At 65.9% G+C, this 18133-nt stretch carries 11 protein-coding genes; 5 read left to right on the forward strand and 6 right to left on the reverse strand.

The features are described from left to right. Positions 1-108 precede the first annotated feature (108 nt). The 4 genes from ACYOEI_RS21735 to ACYOEI_RS21750 form a co-directional block, all read right to left on the reverse strand. Positions 109-1341, reverse strand: a complete 1233-nt coding sequence (locus tag ACYOEI_RS21735) for a polysaccharide deacetylase family protein (protein ID WP_462851670.1) — start codon at positions 1339-1341, stop codon at positions 109-111. Positions 1342-1378: 37 nt separating this feature from the next. After that, positions 1379-3394 carry a HEAT repeat domain-containing protein gene (locus ACYOEI_RS21740; RefSeq protein WP_462851772.1) on the reverse strand — a complete coding sequence of 672 codons (2016 nt, stop codon included), beginning with the start codon at positions 3392-3394 and terminating at the stop codon, positions 1379-1381. A 275-nt stretch (positions 3395-3669) separates the two neighbouring features. After that, positions 3670-6417 carry a bifunctional acetate--CoA ligase family protein/GNAT family N-acetyltransferase gene (locus tag ACYOEI_RS21745; protein WP_462851671.1) on the reverse strand — a complete coding sequence of 916 codons (2748 nt, stop codon included), beginning with the start codon at positions 6415-6417 and terminating at the stop codon, positions 3670-3672. 138 nt (positions 6418-6555) lie between these two features. Continuing rightward, positions 6556-6954, reverse strand: coding sequence for a hypothetical protein (locus ACYOEI_RS21750; RefSeq protein ID WP_462851672.1), 399 nt, complete (start codon positions 6952-6954; stop codon positions 6556-6558). Positions 6955-7111: 157 nt separating this feature from the next. Here ACYOEI_RS21750 and ACYOEI_RS21755 point away from each other — a divergent pair, with 157 nt between their 5' ends. Beyond that, positions 7112-7810 (forward strand): SDR family oxidoreductase, encoded by a 699-nt coding sequence (locus ACYOEI_RS21755; RefSeq protein ID WP_462851673.1) that lies wholly within the window; start codon positions 7112-7114, stop codon positions 7808-7810. A 54-nt stretch (positions 7811-7864) separates the two neighbouring features. Here the strand turns inward: ACYOEI_RS21755 and ACYOEI_RS21760 are convergent, their stop codons facing one another. Both ACYOEI_RS21760 and sugE read right to left on the reverse strand, forming a co-directional pair. After that, complete coding sequence (locus ACYOEI_RS21760) at positions 7865-10345, reverse strand: polymorphic toxin-type HINT domain-containing protein (protein WP_462851674.1); 2481 nt, start codon at positions 10343-10345, stop codon at positions 7865-7867. 447 nt (positions 10346-10792) lie between these two features. Next, positions 10793-11113, reverse strand: coding sequence for a quaternary ammonium compound efflux SMR transporter SugE (gene sugE, locus ACYOEI_RS21765; protein WP_462851675.1), 321 nt, complete (start codon positions 11111-11113; stop codon positions 10793-10795). Positions 11114-12042: 929 nt separating this feature from the next. On the opposite strand from sugE, the gene ACYOEI_RS21770 reads away from it, so the two are divergent. The 4 genes from ACYOEI_RS21770 (at position 12043) to ACYOEI_RS21785 (ending at position 17981) form a co-directional block, all read left to right on the forward strand. Continuing rightward, complete coding sequence (locus ACYOEI_RS21770) at positions 12043-13479, forward strand: DUF1501 domain-containing protein (RefSeq protein ID WP_462851677.1); 1437 nt, start codon at positions 12043-12045, stop codon at positions 13477-13479. 241 nt (positions 13480-13720) lie between these two features. Beyond that, entirely contained in the window at positions 13721-15214 is a 1494-nt protein-coding gene (locus ACYOEI_RS21775) for a hypothetical protein (protein ID WP_462851678.1), read from the forward strand. Between the two features lie 498 nt (positions 15215-15712). Beyond that, the gene (locus ACYOEI_RS21780) at positions 15713-17146 is read left to right on the forward strand and encodes a sigma-70 family RNA polymerase sigma factor (RefSeq protein ID WP_462851679.1); all 1434 of its coding nucleotides are present in this window, start codon (positions 15713-15715) and stop codon (positions 17144-17146) included. A gap of 229 nt (positions 17147-17375) precedes the next feature. Continuing rightward, positions 17376-17981: a hypothetical protein gene (locus ACYOEI_RS21785; protein ID WP_462851680.1), complete on the forward strand. Its 606-nt coding sequence runs from the start codon at positions 17376-17378 to the stop codon at positions 17979-17981. Positions 17982-18133: the final 152 nt, after the last annotated feature.

Genomic DNA, 18133 nt, shown 5'->3' on the forward strand with positions numbered 1-18133 from the left:
GAGTAGTCGATTGCCTGCCTCGGCCGGACTTCGCTCCGAATACGCTCGAAGTGAATCCCAGCAACGGTGCCGGGAAGGGGAGTCGCCGCGTTCAACGTCACTCGAACATCAGCGACGTCCGCCCCCTCGACGGATCACCTGCTCCAAGACGACCTGCCTACCATCGGGCCGGAGGTCGAAGGTCACGCTGCCATTGTGGACGGTTTGGGTATCGGGCTCGGACGAGATCGTCACCTCGCGCCAGCCGGCGGGGACCTGCACCGAGATCGTGAGCCTCGTCTCGGGTCGGGTGCGGTCGAGATCGCTCAGGATCCAGACCCGCAGGGAACGCCCGTCCCAATGCGAGTCCGCCAGCGCGGTGCGTCGGCACTGCACGTAGCTGGCGACGTCGGCCAGAGGCGCGATCCAAAGCGGATCGACCCGTTGATCGATCGAATCCAGGCAGGCTTGCCAGAGGTCGGGGCCAATCTGCCCATCAGGCCAACCCTCGGGCGTGATGATTGCGTGGAACTGAAATATGAACCAACCTCGCGTCAGCACGGCTTGCTCCAACGAGTTCTCCCATTCCGATTGGTTCGTGGTCTTGAGGATCGCGAGGCTCGGCAGGAGGTCGGCTTCGGGCGGGCACGCCGTCGCCACGCTCCCGCCGTCGGCAGCCAGCGAGGTCCGGGCCGCCAGGTACCGGCGGCGGACCGTCGCCCGTAGCGGGCCGTTTAGGGCTCCCGAATTGGAATTCGGATAGTCGAATGTCAGAATCGGTTTACTGGTGACGTCGGGCGTGAGGAACTGGCAGCAGTTCAGCTCGGACTCGATCGTGCCGAGCGGTAAAGACGGCAAGGTCATGCCCAGGTGATTGACCGTGTGACAACCGATTTCGTGGCCCCGGCTCGCGAGTGCCTTCCACGGCCCCTTGTCCTGGCTCGCAAGCGTGACGTTCGTGAGGAAGTAGGTCCCGAGCAGGCCTCGTGTTTCGAGGTCCGGCGCGGCGTTCTGATAGCCACTGGGCAGCGAGTCGTCGAAGGAAAAAGTGACCGCTGCGTCACGACCGCCGGGCCATGTGGCGACGGAGACCCGCCCGGTCGGGTCGTCGGCCGCGAATTTCGCGTTGAAGACCGCGAGCAGGGGGGCCGTTGCGGCGCTTTCCAGCGGGTAATTGCTCCGCACGAGGTCCAGGTACTTCCAGGCCGCGACGCCGTCGCCGTTCGCGATTGCGAGGCTCGCGGCCTGGAGCAGGGGGGCGGCCGCTACGTCGACGGGGGCACCGACCGTTCCCGAGGTCACAGCCCTGAGAAGCGTCGCGAGGAACAACGGCGTCAGCCGACGTTTCAAGATCCGTGCCATGGTTTCATCTCACGGGGTCCTGTACGGGGTCGACGGGCTAGGGTTTGCTGGGCTTCGGGGACAGGATCGAAACCAGATCGGGCAGCGCGTCGCTCGCGTCGGGGCCGATCCACCCCAGCGCATCGACACCGGCCAGCCGCGCGACGTTGTCGTTGGACTTGATCAGCTCTCGGAGGAGCGGGACTGCGGTTCTCCGGGCGTGGATCAGGACGTCCCCCGCCAGATACCGGAGGACGTCGTCCTTCGAATCCATAAAAGTCACCATCTTGGGGGCAGCCGCCTTCGCCCGGTCACCGAGACGGCGCAAGACCTCGAGCACTCGCCTGGTGCGCTCGCCGTCGAGCTTGTCGGGGTCGTCCAGCACGCGGACCAGTTCCGGAGTACTCGCCGCGCCGAAGTCGACCAGAGAGTCGGCGGCGGCGATGCGCACCTTGAGCTCGGGATCGTCGAGCGCCCTCACCAGTCGCGGCACGACCTTCGCCGCTTCGGCGCGAATCCGGCCCAGGGCCCGAACCGCCTCCCTTCGCGGAGATCCTTCCGGGTTTCGGCTGACTTCGAGGAGGGCCGGAACGGCTTCGGCCGCCGGGATCCCGATCCGGCCGAGGGCCTCGGCGGCGGCAGCGCGCCCCCAAGACGTGTCGGATTTCAGTTTCGCGATCAGCGGGCCGATCGCCGGCTCGCCGATCGCCGAGAGTGCGAAGGCCGCCGCCGACCGGATCGCTCGGTTCCGGTCTTCGAGTCGTGGAGCGATCGCACCGATCGCCGGACGCGCCTGCGGGCCGATCGCGCCCAGCGCGGTGGTCGCGGCCTCGATCACAAGCGGGTCGGTGTCCGACAGCCAGGGCGTAAGCTTGCCGACCGCCGAGCCCAGGCGATCGATCCTTCCGATGGCCTCTAACGCCTGCGGGCGGAGGTCGGGGGAGTCGTCGAGAGTGCGTTCCAGCAGCGCGAGGCTCTCGGGCGTACCAGGGCCGATCCTCCCGAGGGTCTTGATCACCGTGCCGCGGAACTCGCTGACCTCCATCGGGTCGGACAGCAACGCGTTGAGGGTCGGGGCCGCCGGCTTGGCGTCGGCTCCAATGGCGCCGAGCGCCTGGATGGTCGCGGTCTGTTTGAGGCGGTCTTTGAGATTCAGGAGCCGCACGAGGCTGTCAACGGACTGCGAACCGATGCGGGCAAGGGCTTCGGACGCGGGTTGGCTCAGCTTGGGAACGCCCTCCCGGATCGCACGTTCCAGGGAAGGGATTGCGGGCGGACCGATCCCGATAAGCGCGGCTTGCGACGCGGCTCGCAGTTGGTCGCGGGGATCTGCCAGGGCGGCGACGAGCTTGTCGAAGGTCGTGCCGTGGGTCGCCTTGATCAAACTCAGCGCCCTGGCGGCCGCGACGCGGATCGGGAGCGGACCGGTGCCGAGGAACCCGGCGAGCACGTCTTCGGCCTCGCGGGCCGAGGTCCCCATCCGCCCCAGCGTACGGATCGCGAGTAATCGCGCCGGCTCCTCGCCGGTCCGGGCTACGGCGATCAAAGGGGCGACCGCGCAAAGGCCAAGACGGGTGAGGGCCTGGGCGGCATCGGACCCGACATCGCCGATGCTGAGCACGGCGATCAGGTCCGGGACCGCGGCGCACGCCGACGGGCCGAGCTCGCCCAGGGAGAAGGCCGCCGCCTGCGCGACCACTTCATCCGGATCTTTGAGCAGCACCGAGAGCCGAGCGACCGCCTGCTGGGCCTTCGGCCCCAGCCGCCCCACAGAGAGCGCGGCCACTCGCCGATCTTCGACGTCGGCGCTCCTCATCAGGGCGATCAGCCTCGGCACCGCATCCCCGGCCGCGGGACCGATATTGCCCAGCGCCAAGGTCGCATCCCGCACACCCGCCCTGTCGGGAGCGTCGAGCATCGTGATCAAGGCGGGAACGAGCGCAGAGGCCTCGGGTCCGATCAGGCTGGCCGCATACGCGGCACGTCGGCGTTCGACCGCGTTCGTCGACGCCAGGAGTCGCTGAAGCTGGGGTACCGAGCTCGGGCCAATCCTGCCGATCGCCTGGGCGGCCACCCCCGACAACGTTCCATCGTGAATCCCAGGCTCGAGGAGAGGTTGGTCGGAGGCGGTCAGGCGCGGAAGCTCAAGAAAACGGAGCACAGCGATGACAAGCAAGAACCCGCGAACTCGATGCATACCACGCCCGTTCATTTTTATTAAAAACCATTTTATGACATATCATTCGCCACAATTCGCCTGTGAATCCGAATCACAACCGAGCATACCAAAGGTCCACGCATCCCAAAAGGGTCGGGCCGAATTCACCGGCCTACCCCATAGCATTCGGATCAGAGGTCGATGACGGCCTGGACGACGCCGTCGCCGGGCACGTGGGCGAGGCGGAAGCCGAGTTTTTGGCAGACGCGTTGCATCTCGCGGTTGTCGGGGAGGATGTCGGCGGAGATCCGGGCGACGCGCTCGTCGCGGCCGACCTGGAGGATGCGACGGAGGAGCTCGGTGCCGAGGCCTCGGCCCTGGAAGTGGTCGGCGATGAGCATGGCGAACTCGGCTTCATTCACGCCGTGGAGCTTGCTCAGGCGGCCGACCCCGAGGATCGCGTGGGCGCCGGTGGCCGGGTCCTTGGCGTCGGCGACGAGGGCGAGCTCGCGGTCGTAGTCGTTGAAGCAGATCCGCGTCAAGCGGTCGTGCGAGACGCGGGAGCTCAGCTTCATCGCGTGGAAGTAGCGGAGTGCGACGCTCCGCTCGGAGAGGGTCTCGTGGAAGCGGATCAACAGAGGCTCGTCTTCCGGGCGGATCGGGCGGAGGAGGAGCGCGGTCCCGTCCTTGGCGGTCCAGGGGGAGACGTACTGGGTGGGGTAGGGGCGGATCGCCGGCTTCGGCCAGTCCTCGGGGGCGACCTCGGGGCCGTGGGCGATCACCCGGGCGTCGAGCGCGAGGAGCCCTTCGGGGGAGGCGAGGAGGGGGTTGATGTCGATCTCGCGGATCCAAGGCTGCTCGACGACCAGCCGCCCGAAGCGAACGAGAAGTTGCTCGAGCGCGGCGAGGTCGACCGCCTTGCGGCCTCGGACCCCGCGCAACGCCGAGACGATGCGGGTCTGCTCCATCATCCGCCGTGCCAGGGTCGTGGTGAGCGGAGGGAGGCCCAGGGCCCGGTCCTTGAACACCTCGACGAGCGCCCCGCCGGCGCCGAAGAGGAGCACGGGGCCGAACTGCGGGTCGATGCTGCTGCCGACGATGATCTCGTAACCGTCCCGGCGGATCATCGGCTGGACCGTGGCCCCGAGGAAGTGCCCGGGCCCGGCCCGTTCGAGCACCGAGGCCTCGATCTCGCGATAGGCGCGGCGGACCGACTCGGCGCCGTGCAAGTTCAGCCGCACGCCGTCGACGTCGGTCTTGTGCGTGATCGTCTCGGAGAAGAGCTTCACGACGGCCGGATAGCCGAAGGCCTCGGCCGCCTCGACGGCCGAATCCTCGTCGCGGGCGAGCTTCGAGGCCACGGTCGGGAGCCCGTAGGCGTCGAGCAGCCGGAGCGACTCGAGCTCGGTGAGCAGGGTACGGCCGGCACGCCTCGCCTCGGCGCCGATGGACTCGGCGAGGGCGCGGGCCTCGGCGGCGTCGCCCGAGTCTTCCGTCAGGGTCGGGGTCTCGTAGAGGCCTCGGAGGTAGTAGGCCGAGCGCCACATCGTGTGGAAGACCCGGGCCCCGGTGTCGGGGTAGGGGAAGGTAGGGATCCCCGCCTGGTTCAGGATCGACTCGCCCGCCGCGACGTCGGCCCCCCCCATCCAGCTCGCCAGGATGGGCTTCCCCGCGAGCTTGGCGTAGGGGCGCAACTTCTCGGCCGTCTGCGTCGGCTCGCTCATCGCCTGCGGGGTCAGGATAACGAGCAGGCCGTCGCTGTTCGGGTCCTTCGCCACGACCTCGAGCGTCCTGGCGTAGCGGTCCGCGCCGGCGTCGCCAAGGATGTCGATCGGGTTGCCGTGGCTCCAGGGGGCGGGGAGGAATCCGTCGAGGGCGGCGATCGTCTCGCCAGCGGGCTCGGCGAGCTCGCCCCCCCGGCGGATCAGGGCGTCGGTCGCGAGCACGCCGGGGCCGCCGGCGTTGGTGACGATCGTCAGCCGAGGCCCTTTGGGACGCGGCTGCTTCGCCAGGACCTCGGCCATGTAGAAGACCTCGGAGATCGTGTCGACGCGGAGCACCCCGCTGCGCCGGAAGGCGGCGTCGAGGACCTCGTCGCTGCCGGCGAGCGACCCCGTGTGCGACGCCGCCGCCTTCGCCGCGGCCTCGGTCCGGCCCGCCTTGATCACGATGATCGGCTTCGTGAGCGCGACCTCACGCGCCGCCGAGAGGAACGACCGCGCATCGCCGATCGATTCCATATACATAACAATACATTTCGTCCTCGGGTCGTCGCCGAGGTAGTCGATCAGGTCGCCCCAGCCGACGTCGAGCATCGACCCGATCGAGACGAAGGCGCTGAAGCCGACGTGTTCGCGGAGGCTCCAGTCGAGGATCGCCGTGCTGAGCGCCCCGCTCTGGCTCAGGAAGCCGACGTTGCCGGGCAGGGCCATCCGCCCGGCGAAGGTCGCGTTCAGGCCGCCGAGCGGGCACATCACGCCGAGGCAGTTGGGCCCGATCAGCCGCATCCGCCCGCGCCTCGCCTGCTCGAGCACCCGGCGCTCGAGCTCGACGCCCGAGGGGCCGACCTCCTTGAACCCGGCCGAAATCACGATCGCCCCGCGCACGCCCGCCTCGGCGCACTCGCCGATCAGGTCGGGGACCGTCGCCGCCGGGGTCGCGATGACCGCCAGGTCGATCGGCTCGGGGATCTCCGCAATCCGCCGCGACGCGCGGATCCCCAGCACGTTCGGCCGGGTCGCGCTGACGGGGAAGACCGTCCCGCCGAACGGGTTCGAGATCAGGTTCCAGAGGATCGCCCGCCCGACGCTCCCCGGCTTCTCCGACGCCCCGATGACGGCCACCGTCCTGGGCGAGAAGATCGCGTCGAGCGGCTTCCGCTCCGCGTGCAGGACGTCGTGCGCCAGCCCGGCGCTCGGCACCTGCGGATCGCCTTCCATCGACGGACTCCCCCTCGAGTCGAAGGGCCGCTCGAACCTCCCTCCACGCGAGTAGTCTTCCACGACCTCGCCGGCATTGCAAGAGGCCCCGAGGAGAGCGAACCCGAGCGCACTGGGTAGCAACACCGGCCGCGATGGCTAAGGCGTGGGAGCGACAACGAGTGGAGGATAGATATAGACGCCCTCGACGCTCATCCCACCAAACGCCTTATTCCCGATGCGCGTCGCCATCTTGCCGGGAGACCATCGATGAATCTCCAGGACGGCCTGGGCCAGGGGATCCTTGGCCGGGATCAGCCTTACCTGGAAGGGGTCCAGGTACGAACGACGATGCAGCTTTGCCAGCCGCAGGACTTCGCGATAGGCTCGGCCGATCCCCTCATCATCAATCTGCTCGGAGGCGATGTAGAGGTACCACTGGCCAGCATCCGCAGGTTTGGCCCAGAATGCCGCCGTCACCGGCACCTGCTTGTCGAAAAGGTTCACGAATTCGGCACCCGCCTCGATTTGGTCGATTACCAGTGAGTCTTCATCCATGGCAACACCCCATTCGTAGGGTCACTGACCGCTTCAAAAAGATGGCCGGTTCACCTTACACGATCGCACCCGGCGAGCTAGCCGCCACCGGGCCGCCCGAATACAGTGGGGAGGACGCGTTCGGACGAAGTGAGGGCAGGGGATCGGAGGACCGGACATGGCCGCGGGATCGCCGCGGCGGATCGTCATCACGGGGGCGACTCGAGGGCTCGGCCGGGCCCTCGTGGAAGGCTTCGCCGGGCTGGGCCACTCGGTCATCGGCTGCGGTCGCTCCGCCGAAGCGATCGAGGGCCTACGCGAGCAATTCGGCCCTCCCCACGACTTCGAGGCGGTCGACGTCGCCGACGCGGGCCAGGTCGAAGCCTGGGCGGCCCGCGTCCTGGGCGAGACGGGAGTCCCCGACCTGCTCGTCAACAACGCGGCGCTGATCAACCCTAACGCACCCCTCTGGGAGGTCTCCGCCGACGACTTCGACCGGGTCATCGACGTCAACCTCAAGGGGATCGCCAACGTCCTCCGTGCGTTCGTCCCGGCCATGATCGCTCGAGGGGCCGGGGTCATCGTCAACCTGAGCTCGGGATGGGGCCGGTCGACGGCCCCGAACGTCGCCCCCTACTGCGCGACCAAGTGGGGCGTCGAAGGCCTGACGCGTGCCCTCGCCCAGGAGCTCCCCCGCGGCCTCGCCGCCGTCCCCCTGAACCCGGGCATCATCGACACCGACATGCTCCGCACCACCTTCGGCGGCAAGGCCTCCCACTTCCTCGGGCCCGACGAATGGGCCAGGTCCGCCGTCCCCTTCCTCCTCGGCCTCGGACCCAAGGACAACGGCAAGCCCCTCACCGTCCCCGGCCAATAACCGCCCGACGCTCGCCGTCTGGCGGAGAGACCCGGTCGCTCGACGCATGCCGATTCAAGAGCCCGGACGGGTGCGGCTCCGAGGCGCCGGCTTTGGAGCCGGAGCTGGCTTCGATGAGGTCGCCGGCTTCGATGCCACGGCCGCCTTCGGCTCGGGTTGGCGATCGAACGGCTCGGGGACCGCGGGGACGAAGCCGAAATCGTGGACCAGGAATCCCTTGGCCCCGACGAAAAGGTTCCGTTCCTCGGCCACGTCCACGCTGTAGACCGGTTGCGGCGGCACATCCTCGATCGAGGACACCTCGGCCACACCCCCGACGACTCTCAGCCGATCGCCCGCCTTCAGGTCCCGGGCCATCGTCCAGCCCTTGCCGCATCGCCAGAGGCGTTGAAGGCCGGTAACCGCGAGTTTTTCGTCGCCGGACGAGATGCGCAACGTGGGCGAAGCCTTCTGGTGGTAGATGGCCAGGACCGGCTGATACGACAGGCCTCCGCTCGCGACATCCTGGCACAGCACCGAGGTCCCCATCTCGAGCAACTCGATCGGCCTCGGGCCTTCGAGCGTCTGGACCATCGTGCCCGCCGTGAAGGACGCCCGGACCGGGACCGTGGGTTCGGGGCCCTTCGCCGCCTCGTCGTCACTCGCCGCCTGATCGGCCGGGCCTGAGGGATCCTTGGGCTTGCCCAGAGACCCGGCTCCTGTCTGTGGGTTGTGCGAGTTGGGAGAGCCATAGAGTTGGTCCATCCACCAGCTCCTCCACGTTCGATTGTCGTCCTCTAGTCCGACCCCCGTGATCACCTTCAGCACGGACAGAATGCGGGAATTGGTCTGACGGTTGCCTTCGTTGAGCGACTTGATGAACTGAACGTCCTGATCGAGCTGTTCCTGGAGATTGCGGTTCTCCTGCTGGATGTTCTCGAGATCATGCCCGATATCGATGTCACGTGAAGCAGCCATCCGCCCCAGGGACAGATCGTTTAAGGTTGCCGACGCGGCCGCTGCGGCTTGCGGATTCGGATGGCTGTATTCGAGATCCTGGAGTTGCTTCGCCATACCCCAGAGGCTCAGCGGGTTGTTCCCCTGCGCCCGGAGCTGCCTGCCGAACTCTTCCAGCTCCTGGTTCTGGGCAGCGGTGGGATGCATGAGACTCGGCGTTGGACCGTTGGCGTGCACCGTCGGCTTTCCATACGAGATGGTGGGCGCGAGCGGCCCCGTGGGCGTGAACGTGAATCCGGGCGGGATGACTCGATTGTTGGGATCGCTCTGGTACTGAGAAATCGTCTCCGAAGCCTGCTGGGGATTGGCCGCCAAGTCCTTCAGCATCCGGGAGGTAGCCGCCGGGTCGATTGGTGCCGTAGACGAGGGCCGGATTCCATCGGGAGTCAGGGTGACGATGTTGTTGATGTTGTTCGCCAGGGCACCTTTCACGATCCAGTAGTTCTGGAGGCTGAACGGATCGAACGGGACCTCGGGCGCGAAAATGCGGCCGGCCCTCAGGCTGAAGGCCAGGTATTCGTTCTCGTAGAACCTCCGGAAGTTGAACCGTTCCCCTTCGACGAACAGGGCGCCGGGCGAGCCAGGTCCCCCGACCGGCCTCACTTCGAACTTGTAGGGCTTGCGGATCTGATCGATGAGACGCCCGACGACGTCCCGGGGGTCGCGCCGCACCAACGCCTCGGTCGCCCTCGCACGCACCTCCGGCCAGGGGCTGAGGATCGCCATCGCCGCCAGCGCGTTCGAGGACGACGGGCCGTCGATCTGGCCGAACATCGGGATGGCGAGCATCTGGAGCCGCACACCGCCGCTCGCGAACACCGCCCAGATCGCCCCCACCGCTCGAGGGTCGGTCACCTCGCCCAGTTCGGCTTCCGCCTTCGCAGCCTTCGCCGTATCCTTGCCCTGCAGGGCCTCCCGAAGCTTCAACAGCTTCGTCCGCCAACGCGGATCCGCCTGCTTCTGGCGGATCGACTCCTGCTTCTCCGCCGTGATCTGCTCGGGCTTGACCCAACGGCTACCCTGCTTGACGTAACCCAGACGCTTCCACACCGCCTTCCGCGCAGGGTCGAGCCGGAGCACCTGGTGATAGTGGGCCAACGCCTGATCCTTCAAGCCCTTGCTCGCGCACCAGGCCGCGAGTTGGGCCTGGCCGTCGGCCGTGCTACCCGCCTGCCCACGCCGCACCAAATATTCATGGATCAATGCTTGTTGATCAGCGTCGTCCTGGACCCGCTTCGTGACCGCGTCGGGCCGCTCCCAGCGCCCCTGATACTTGACCAGCCCCAGGAGGGCCCGCGTCAGAGCGTTCGACGGCTGGTCGAGGACGGCCCGCGACAGGTGCTCCAACCGCTCGGCCGACAGCCCGTGGGCCTCGCACCACAGCGCCAGCCGAAGCTGCGAGCTCGCATCTCGCCCCGCGGCCGCCTTGGCCGCTTCGTAGGTCCTCGGCCCAGGGTCGCTCGACGACGAAGGTTCGCCCGGGTCGGCGCCTAAGGCGGCGGCCGACAGGGCCAAGGCGACGACCAGACTCGCGTACATCGTCGATCCTCCCAGTTCATAGGGACGGCGACTGGGCTCCAGGGCCCCGAGAGCTCGAGGCCATGGACCATGATGGACCCGAGACGCGTCGACTTCAAGGCAAGCTGACAAGGAACGTGAGCCCCACTCACACATCAACTGAATAAGCCAATGCTCTGAGGAAAGATTCCCTTCCGTATTTGGGAGGAAATGGCAACACTCCTCGCCGATTTCCACCGAGGATTCTTTCACCGCAAAGGCAGACCAAGACACATCAAGGAGAGAATCCCGAGGAACGGATCCCTCTCCGATGTGCACTCGGGGTTCTTAGTCTCTTTGTGGTGAGTCATCCACCGCGTCGACCGCAGACGACCCGGTGGACTTCGATGAGGAATCTCAAGAATTCCGATACGACTTCAGAGCGGATATCACATCTTCGATTGCAAATCTAAAAACATGCAAGATCGATCAGTGGGGCGAGACCAGCTTCAGCCCCACGAGGCCGACGAGGATGAGCGCGACGCACGCGAGGCGACGCGGGTCCGCCGACTCCCCGAGGACCAGGACGCCCACCACCACCGTCCCGACGGCCCCGATGCCGGTCCACACCGTGTAGGCCGTCCCCAGCGGGAGCGTCTTCAAGGACCAGCCCAGCAGGAACACGCTCGCCGACATCGAGACCACGAAGCCCACGCTCGGCCAGAACTCGGTGAACCCCTTGGCTGCCTTCAGGCAGACCGCCCAGCCGACCTCCAGCAAGCCCGCCACGACCAGCACGACCCAGGCCATTACCGCCTCCTCGCGAACCGAACGATTCGGTCGCTCCGGGGTCGTCCCCGGCTCGTTCTTCAGGCACGCCGCTCGAGACGCCTCGACCGACGCGTGGGGTCGTCCCCACATCCCTTCGATTACGACGACCTCCGTCCCCCAGTTCAAGCCTAGAACCGAACGTTCGCTGAGATCCGGCGACGCCCCTGCGGATGTCCTCCTTGCAGAGGCGATGTCTCGCTTCGACGCGAACCTCTCGAACTAATGCCTAGGAAACCCATTAAATTACAATCCAGGACGACAGCACTCTTCGGCCAATTCGCCCCCCCTTGAAATATTCGTGAAGACGGCATATCCATCTGACTATCATTTCCGCGTAGCATTTCCTCCACCAACTAGACGCCACCCACCATCTAGACTTATCCTAATCTTTCGAGGGCCGAAGCGGAGGTCACGCGAGGTTCCGAACCCGCCCATTGTCCCGCAAAAAAAGGGCAGTGCCGGGGTCGCCAACGCTTTGCGCGTGCGTAATAATGGCGGCAACGACCAGAGTGGGGTGAGACCCGGGCTTTGTCGGAACCAGAGCCCCGGGACCATCCCCCTCCAACACGGATGGTTTCTGTGAAGTCCTTGGGCTCGAACCATCGCGGCCCGCATGGATGGAGCGTTGCGGGATTCGAGAAGGGCAACCGGCCGCGTAGGCGTCGCCATGACCGGGCGGCACCTCGGCCGAGACCTCACCCGAGGGTCGGTCGTGGAGGCCGAAAATTCGCTGGGCGTGACGACGATGAACTCGGTAAGACCATCGAATTCTCAACTATTTCGATTTTAATTCCTCGATGACATCCATGCCATTTTTTCGCAACTTGCAGCCTCGATCCGCCTGTTTTCTTTCGGACCTCTGAGTATGATAGAAACCGGAAGTTGAAGAATCGGAGAAGGATTCGGTCATGCCAAGTGCACGAGGGTGTGCTTCATTGCGGATGGCCCGAGAGCGATCGCGACGCGAATTTCTGCGCGCGGGCGGCCTCGGACTATTCGGCCTGGGGCTCCCTTCGATGCTAAAAGCCCGGGGCCAATCGGCGGGTGATTCGCCGTCGAGCACCTTCGGCCGGGCCAAATCCTGCGTCATCCTGTTTATGTGGGGTGGCCCGGCGCAGCAAGACACCTGGGACCTCAAGCCCGACGCCCCCGAGCAAGTAAGGGGCGAGTTCCGCCCGATTGCGACGAACGTGCCGGGCATCGCCATCTCCGAGCATTTCCCGGGCCTCGCGCGCCAGGCCCATCGGCTGGCCATCATCCGCTCGGTCCACCACGCGGACGTCAACCACACGACGGCCACCCATGAGTTGCTCACAGGCCGCCCGATCCCGACGGTCGGCGGGGGCCTGATGGAGGACGACTGGCCGCACTACGGGGCCGTCCTGGCGAGGCGCGACCGCGGCCGAGAGCGGAGTTGCCTACCGCCGTTCGTCCAGATGCGCCCAACCATCCCGGAAGGGGCCCCACGATTCGTCGAGGAGAGCCACGGCCAGGGGGCTGGATGGCTCGGGCCGGCATTCAGCCCGTTTACCATCGACGACGACCCGAGCCGGCCGGATTATCGCGTCGGGGCCTTTCGCCTCCCCGAAGATGTCGGCTCGGGCCGGTTCGAAGACCGTCGGCGACTCCTCAAACTGGTCGAGGCGCAGGCCAGGGACCTGGAGCGAAGCCTGCACGTCCAGGCCCTCGATGCCCACTACGCCCGGGCGTACAACATGCTCACCACGCGTCGGGCGCTAGAAGCCTTCGACCTCGAGCGCGAGGACCCGAAGCTCCGGGCCCGGTACGGGCTCCACCCGCACGGCCAAGCGGTCCTCCAGGCTCGTCGCCTCGTCGAGGCCGGGGTCCCGCTCACGACCGTCTTCTGGCAGAACGACGGATTGACGAACGTTAGTGTGTATTGGGATACCCATAACCGAAATTTTATCGATCTAAGAACCCGGCTGATGCCCGCCAGCGACCAAGCGTTCGTCGCGCTGCTCGACGACTTGGACGCGCGAGGGTTGCTGGACGAAACACTCGTCGTCTGGACCGGCGAATTCGGGCGGACGCCCCGGGTCGGGCAGGGGGTCGTCGGCGGGGCCGGGGCCGGGCGCGACGGCCGCGACCACTGGCCGCACTGCTTCTCCACCGTCCTGGCCGGCGCGGGGATCCGAGGGGGGACCGTCTTCGGCGCCTCCGACCGATGGGCCGCCCACCCCGCCCGGGATCCGGTCTCTCCCGCCGACATCGCCGCAACCGTCTACCACCTCCTCGGCATCGACCCATCCCTCGAACTCCCCGATTCGCTCGGCAGGCCCTTGCGCCTCTGCCTTGGCACACCAATCGCAGGAGTCCTGGGTTGACCCATTATTTCACCCCTTACCCACAGAACGGTCAGCGTCACATCGCCGATCCGAACGCTGGCGCCAATCACCCCAACCCCTCCCATCCGCAAATTTCCCACGAGGCGAAGGCCCTTTCTTACAGAGACGATTCGTTCCGGAGGATATCTTTGGAGAAGGATTTGGGGACTCCGAAGGCGTCTTCTCCAGGGGGCCCGACAATCGATGGAAGATATGTAATTTTGAGGAAGAGATCCGCCCTATGACGCCATCCCTTGAACGGCTCGCCGAGTTGGTGCGACTTGCCGAGGCAAAGACCCGGGCCAAGAAGTTAGGCGCCGAGACCCAGCAGGCCGCCGAGTTGTTCCGCGCCGCCGAGCAGCGGGCGAGGGCCGCCGCCCAGCGCCTACGCGAGAGCCGCCCCGCGCGCCTACGCGAACTCGAACAAGCCGACACAGATGAACATCATCTCAAAGATTTGATTCGTAAACTCGCGCAATTCAAATCCTCGCTCGAGTCCGACGCCGACGCCGAGTCCCTCATCTCCAACGCCCAGGCCGAGATCGATCGAAAGCGCAAAGAGGCGCAAGCCGAGCTCGAGCTCGTCGTCCGCGAGTCCGACGAGGCTCGTCGCGAGCTCCGCACGACGATGGATCACTATCAGGTCCTCCGTCGAGAGCTCGATCGTTTACAACCCCAACTTGCCGACCACTTCTCGACCGAAGACCGGCTCCTCTGGGACGCCGAGGTCCACTTCCCCGGCGGCCAATTCCAGGCCCTCGCCCGCGAGGTCGAGGCCAGTCTCAACTACTTCGGCGTCCTATCCAAACTCGAGCAATACTCGCAATTAAAAATTTGGATCGGCCGATTCCGGATGCATCAGGCGGCCAACGACGGCGAGATCTCCGAAGAGAACCAGGCGCTCTCGCAGCGGGTCTTCCACCAGCTCAAGACCCTGTCGAAGCAGTACGAGCCCGGGTACATCGAGGCCTTCCGGCACGACTTCCACACCGACTGGGCGGCGTACGTCGGCGAGGCCCAGGAGCAGTTCGCGCAGGCGACCGAGACCGCCAGGCGCTCGAAAGACTGGGAGCAGCAGCGTCTCGAGCAGCAGGCCCGCGAGCTCGAACGCCAGCAGCAGGCCCGCGCCTCGGGCCAGGTGGCCATGGATGAGCTCAAGGCCCTGATGGCACGGACCGCCTTGCCCGATGAAGGCGTCGAGGAATTCCTCGCGCAACTAAAACTCGTCGTCAACGGGCTCGGCGCGTCCGACCCCAGGCTCCTCGAGCTCGTGATGCCCTTCCGCGAGGTCATCTCCGGCGGCAACGGCCTGAGGGCCCTTCGACGTAACCTCGACCGTATCAAGCAGATCGACTCCAAGGACGACGACACCCTTCAGGAACGCTACGAAGACCTGATCGCGGCCACCCAAGGGTTACGGGCCCTGATGATCGGCGGCAGTGTCCGCGAAGACGTGCGCCGGACGCTACAGAGGCTCTTCGAATTCGATCGACTCGACTGGGAACCGTATGAAGATGCCAAACCGGCAATGCTCGACTCGCTCGAGCAGCGGGTCCGCAACCGGGGCGTCGACCTCATCCTGATCCTCAAGAGCTTCATAGGCCACCACGTCCCCGAGCGGCTCCGTCCCCTCTGCGAACAGCACAACATCCCCTGCCTGATGGTCGAGCGGGGCTATGGACCGGCCCAGATCGGCGAGACGCTACGACGCGGCCTGCTCAAGTCTCCCACCTGAGCCTTCGCAACCTTACGAGGAGGATGCCCAAGACCCGTCCGAGCCCCGACGTCCCCACGATCCCACCGACGAGCGATCGCCGCTCGTGCCGCCCCCGGGCGGGATCGGGACAGTCGGAAGAAAATCCATGACCGAACATCGAGCTAGGATCCGCCACAGATTGGGCCAAAGATTTTTTAGCCATGGATGAAACGCCGATGGAACACGGATAAATCAAGGGATCGAAGAATTCGTCAACAGATGGCGCAGATGGACACAGATTGGAAACACAATAAAACACACTAGTTTATTGAATTGGTTGTCAGCATCTATCCGCGCCATCTGTTGATTGTCCTCTTTCTTCATCTTTTCCGTGTTTCATCCGTGGCTAAAAGGTTTCCTCTTCCATCCGTGGCAGATTCTCGCCCGATATTGGGTCGTTGAAGAAAATCCTGGATTGCTTCGCCACGCTGTCGGCATAAAGGTCCTGGACGAGCCACGTCGAGAGGACCTGTCGAGATGGCGAGCAAGCAGGCGGAGGGGCTGTCGCGAGGCTTCGAGGTGCTCTTTCGAGGAGGGGCGGCCTCGGGGCTGACGGACCGGCAACTGCTGGACCGGTTCGTCGACCGACGCGACGAGACGGCCGAATTCGCGTTCACCACCCTGGTCGGCCGGCATGGCCCGATGGTCTGGGGCGTCTGCCGACGGCTCTTGCACAACGAGGCCGACGCGGGCGAGGCCTTCCAGGCCGCCTTCCTCGTCCTGGCCCGCCGGGCGGCCACGGTCCGGGTCGACGACTCCCTCGCCCCCTGGCTCCACGGGGTCACCGTCCTCGTCGCCAGGCGCGCCCGAGGCGTCGTGCTGAAGCGTCGCGAGCGTGAGCGTAACAACGTCGAGCTGCCCGACATCGTGGCGCATGGCCCGTCCCCCCGGGACGACGTGCGTGAGGTGATCGACGCCGAGCTCCGGGGCCTCCCCCACCACTATCGTTCGGCCGTCATCCTCTGCTACCTCGAAGGGCTGACCCACGACGAGGCCGCCGAGCGGCTCGCCTGCCCGGTCGGCACGGTCCGCAGTCGCCTGGCCCGCGGCAAAGACCTGCTGCGCTCACGCCTGACGCGCCGAGGGCTCGCCCCGAGCGTGCCCGCATTGGCCTCAGTCCTGACGCTGACGCCCGGGACCGCCCGATCGGCCTGGCCCGAATCCCTAACCCTTTCCACGGCCCGGGCCGCGACGCGACTCGCGGCGGGCCGGACGCTCGCCGGGACGGTCCCGGCCGGCGTCGAAACGTTGGTCGCAGGAGTCATCAGGACCATGGTCTTGTCAAAGATCGGACTCTCCGCCTCGTTCCTCGCCATCCCCCTCCTCGCCGCGGCCGCGTTCGCGGCCCAAGGATCCGGGAGCCGGCCCTCGATTCCCTCCACCGACATTCCGCCCGCGACCCCAGCCATCCCCGCGACAAGGGCCATCCCCGCAACTCCAGCCACCCCCGCGACCCCGACTACCTCAAGGACCCCGGCCACCCCCAGGACCTCGGCCACCCCCGCGGTCGCTTTGAAAGAGGAGACGCAGACGGAAACCGCCGCGGAGCCGTCGGACGCGACCGGCGCGCCGGACGTATTCCAGGACTACCCCCCGCTCGTCATCAAGACCGTCCCGGCGATCGCCGACACCGAGGTCGACCCCAAACTCTCCGAGATCCGGATCACGTTCAGCCGCGAGATGGAGGACGGGAGCTGGTCCGTCGTCCAGAACTCCGCCGAGGCCTTTCCCAAGCTCAGCGGCAAGCCCCGATACGCGAAGGGGACGCGGACCTGCCTCCTGCCGGTCGAGCTCGAGCCCGGGAAGACCTATGCCCTCTGGTGCAACACCTCGAAGTTCCGCAACTTCAAGGACCTCGACGGCCGCTCGGCCGTGCCCTACCTGCTCGTCTTCCGCACCAAGAAGCCTTGAGAAACCCGTTTGTTTGGCACCCCTCGCGGATATCGACCGGGCGGCTACCGGAGGATTTCTTCACCACAAAGGCACGAAGACACAAAGGGGGCCATCCCGAAAAGACGAAGCACCCTCCGGATCTCCCACCGAACTCCTTTGTGGTGAAGGCTCACCCAAGCCGATCCGGCCGATCGTCGAATCCTCCCAAGGCGAAAATGACCTGACCCGGAACTCGAGAGTTCTTCTGATGCGGCCAGGGGTCATCCGTCCCTTCCGAATTCGTGATTCCCTCATCCTTGTGACGGCGACGGGGCTCGGCCTGGCCACGGGTCGCTCCCAGCTCTCGGCGGTCCTCAACAACTGGACCAACTTCCGGCGGGCAGGGCCGGCATCGGTGTTATACAAGCTATGGTTCATGGGGATCCTCTCGATACCGCCTCTGTCCATACTCCTGATCTGGTGGACGGCGGCGATCCTCCTCCTGCAACTTTGCGATTCCCAGCCTCCCCGGCGACGCTTGTGGTACCGGCCGGGATTCCTGGCCTGTGTCGCGGTGGTCTTCGGATTCGCCTGGAAGGTCATCTGCCTTGGGACTGTCGAGGGCAGCCACCTTCTGATCAATCGTTCTTCCGGAAGCCTGGCGTCGAGCTATGCCAACGTCATCCGGGAGCTTTCCAGGATGCCGACCAACCCCGGTCGCGATGTCGGAGCGGCGATCTTTCTGTTATGGGTAACCGCCTGGGCCAGCGGTCGTTGGCAGCCAGAGCCGAGTTGGATCGACCGGGGCGGTCAGCTTCTTGGTACGATCTGGGTTTGTGTCTCTTTGTTGGCGGTTTCGATTCGCATGGAGTGAGCAACTCGATCGTATCGAACAGCTCGATTCGACGGCTCACGGATATCTCAGCGGACGTGCGAGTTCCAGGCCGGCGTCGGAGACGCCTACACACACTTAACACATCAATAGAATCCAAGTATTTTTATTTTCCAATTAATCCATATAAAAAC

The organism is Singulisphaera rosea, from assembly GCF_054877945.1.

Excerpts from the sequence above, each read along its gene's own strand:
- ACYOEI_RS21735 (WP_462851670.1), bottom strand. The coding sequence starts at position 1,341 with ATGGCACGGATCTTGAAACGTCGGCTGACGCCGTTGTTCCTCGCGACG.
- ACYOEI_RS21745 (WP_462851671.1), bottom strand. The coding sequence starts at position 6,417 with ATGGAAGGCGATCCGCAGGTGCCGAGCGCCGGGCTGGCGCACGACGTC.
- ACYOEI_RS21750 (WP_462851672.1), bottom strand. The coding sequence starts at position 6,954 with ATGGATGAAGACTCACTGGTAATCGACCAAATCGAGGCGGGTGCCGAA.
- ACYOEI_RS21755 (WP_462851673.1), top strand. The coding sequence starts at position 7,112 with ATGGCCGCGGGATCGCCGCGGCGGATCGTCATCACGGGGGCGACTCGA.
- ACYOEI_RS21760 (WP_462851674.1), bottom strand. The coding sequence starts at position 10,345 with ATGTACGCGAGTCTGGTCGTCGCCTTGGCCCTGTCGGCCGCCGCCTTA.
- sugE (WP_462851675.1), bottom strand. The coding sequence starts at position 11,113 with ATGGCCTGGGTCGTGCTGGTCGTGGCGGGCTTGCTGGAGGTCGGCTGG.
- ACYOEI_RS21770 (WP_462851677.1), top strand. The coding sequence starts at position 12,043 with ATGCCAAGTGCACGAGGGTGTGCTTCATTGCGGATGGCCCGAGAGCGA.
- ACYOEI_RS21775 (WP_462851678.1), top strand. The coding sequence starts at position 13,721 with ATGACGCCATCCCTTGAACGGCTCGCCGAGTTGGTGCGACTTGCCGAG.
- ACYOEI_RS21780 (WP_462851679.1), top strand. The coding sequence starts at position 15,713 with ATGGCGAGCAAGCAGGCGGAGGGGCTGTCGCGAGGCTTCGAGGTGCTC.
- ACYOEI_RS21785 (WP_462851680.1), top strand. The coding sequence starts at position 17,376 with ATGCGGCCAGGGGTCATCCGTCCCTTCCGAATTCGTGATTCCCTCATC.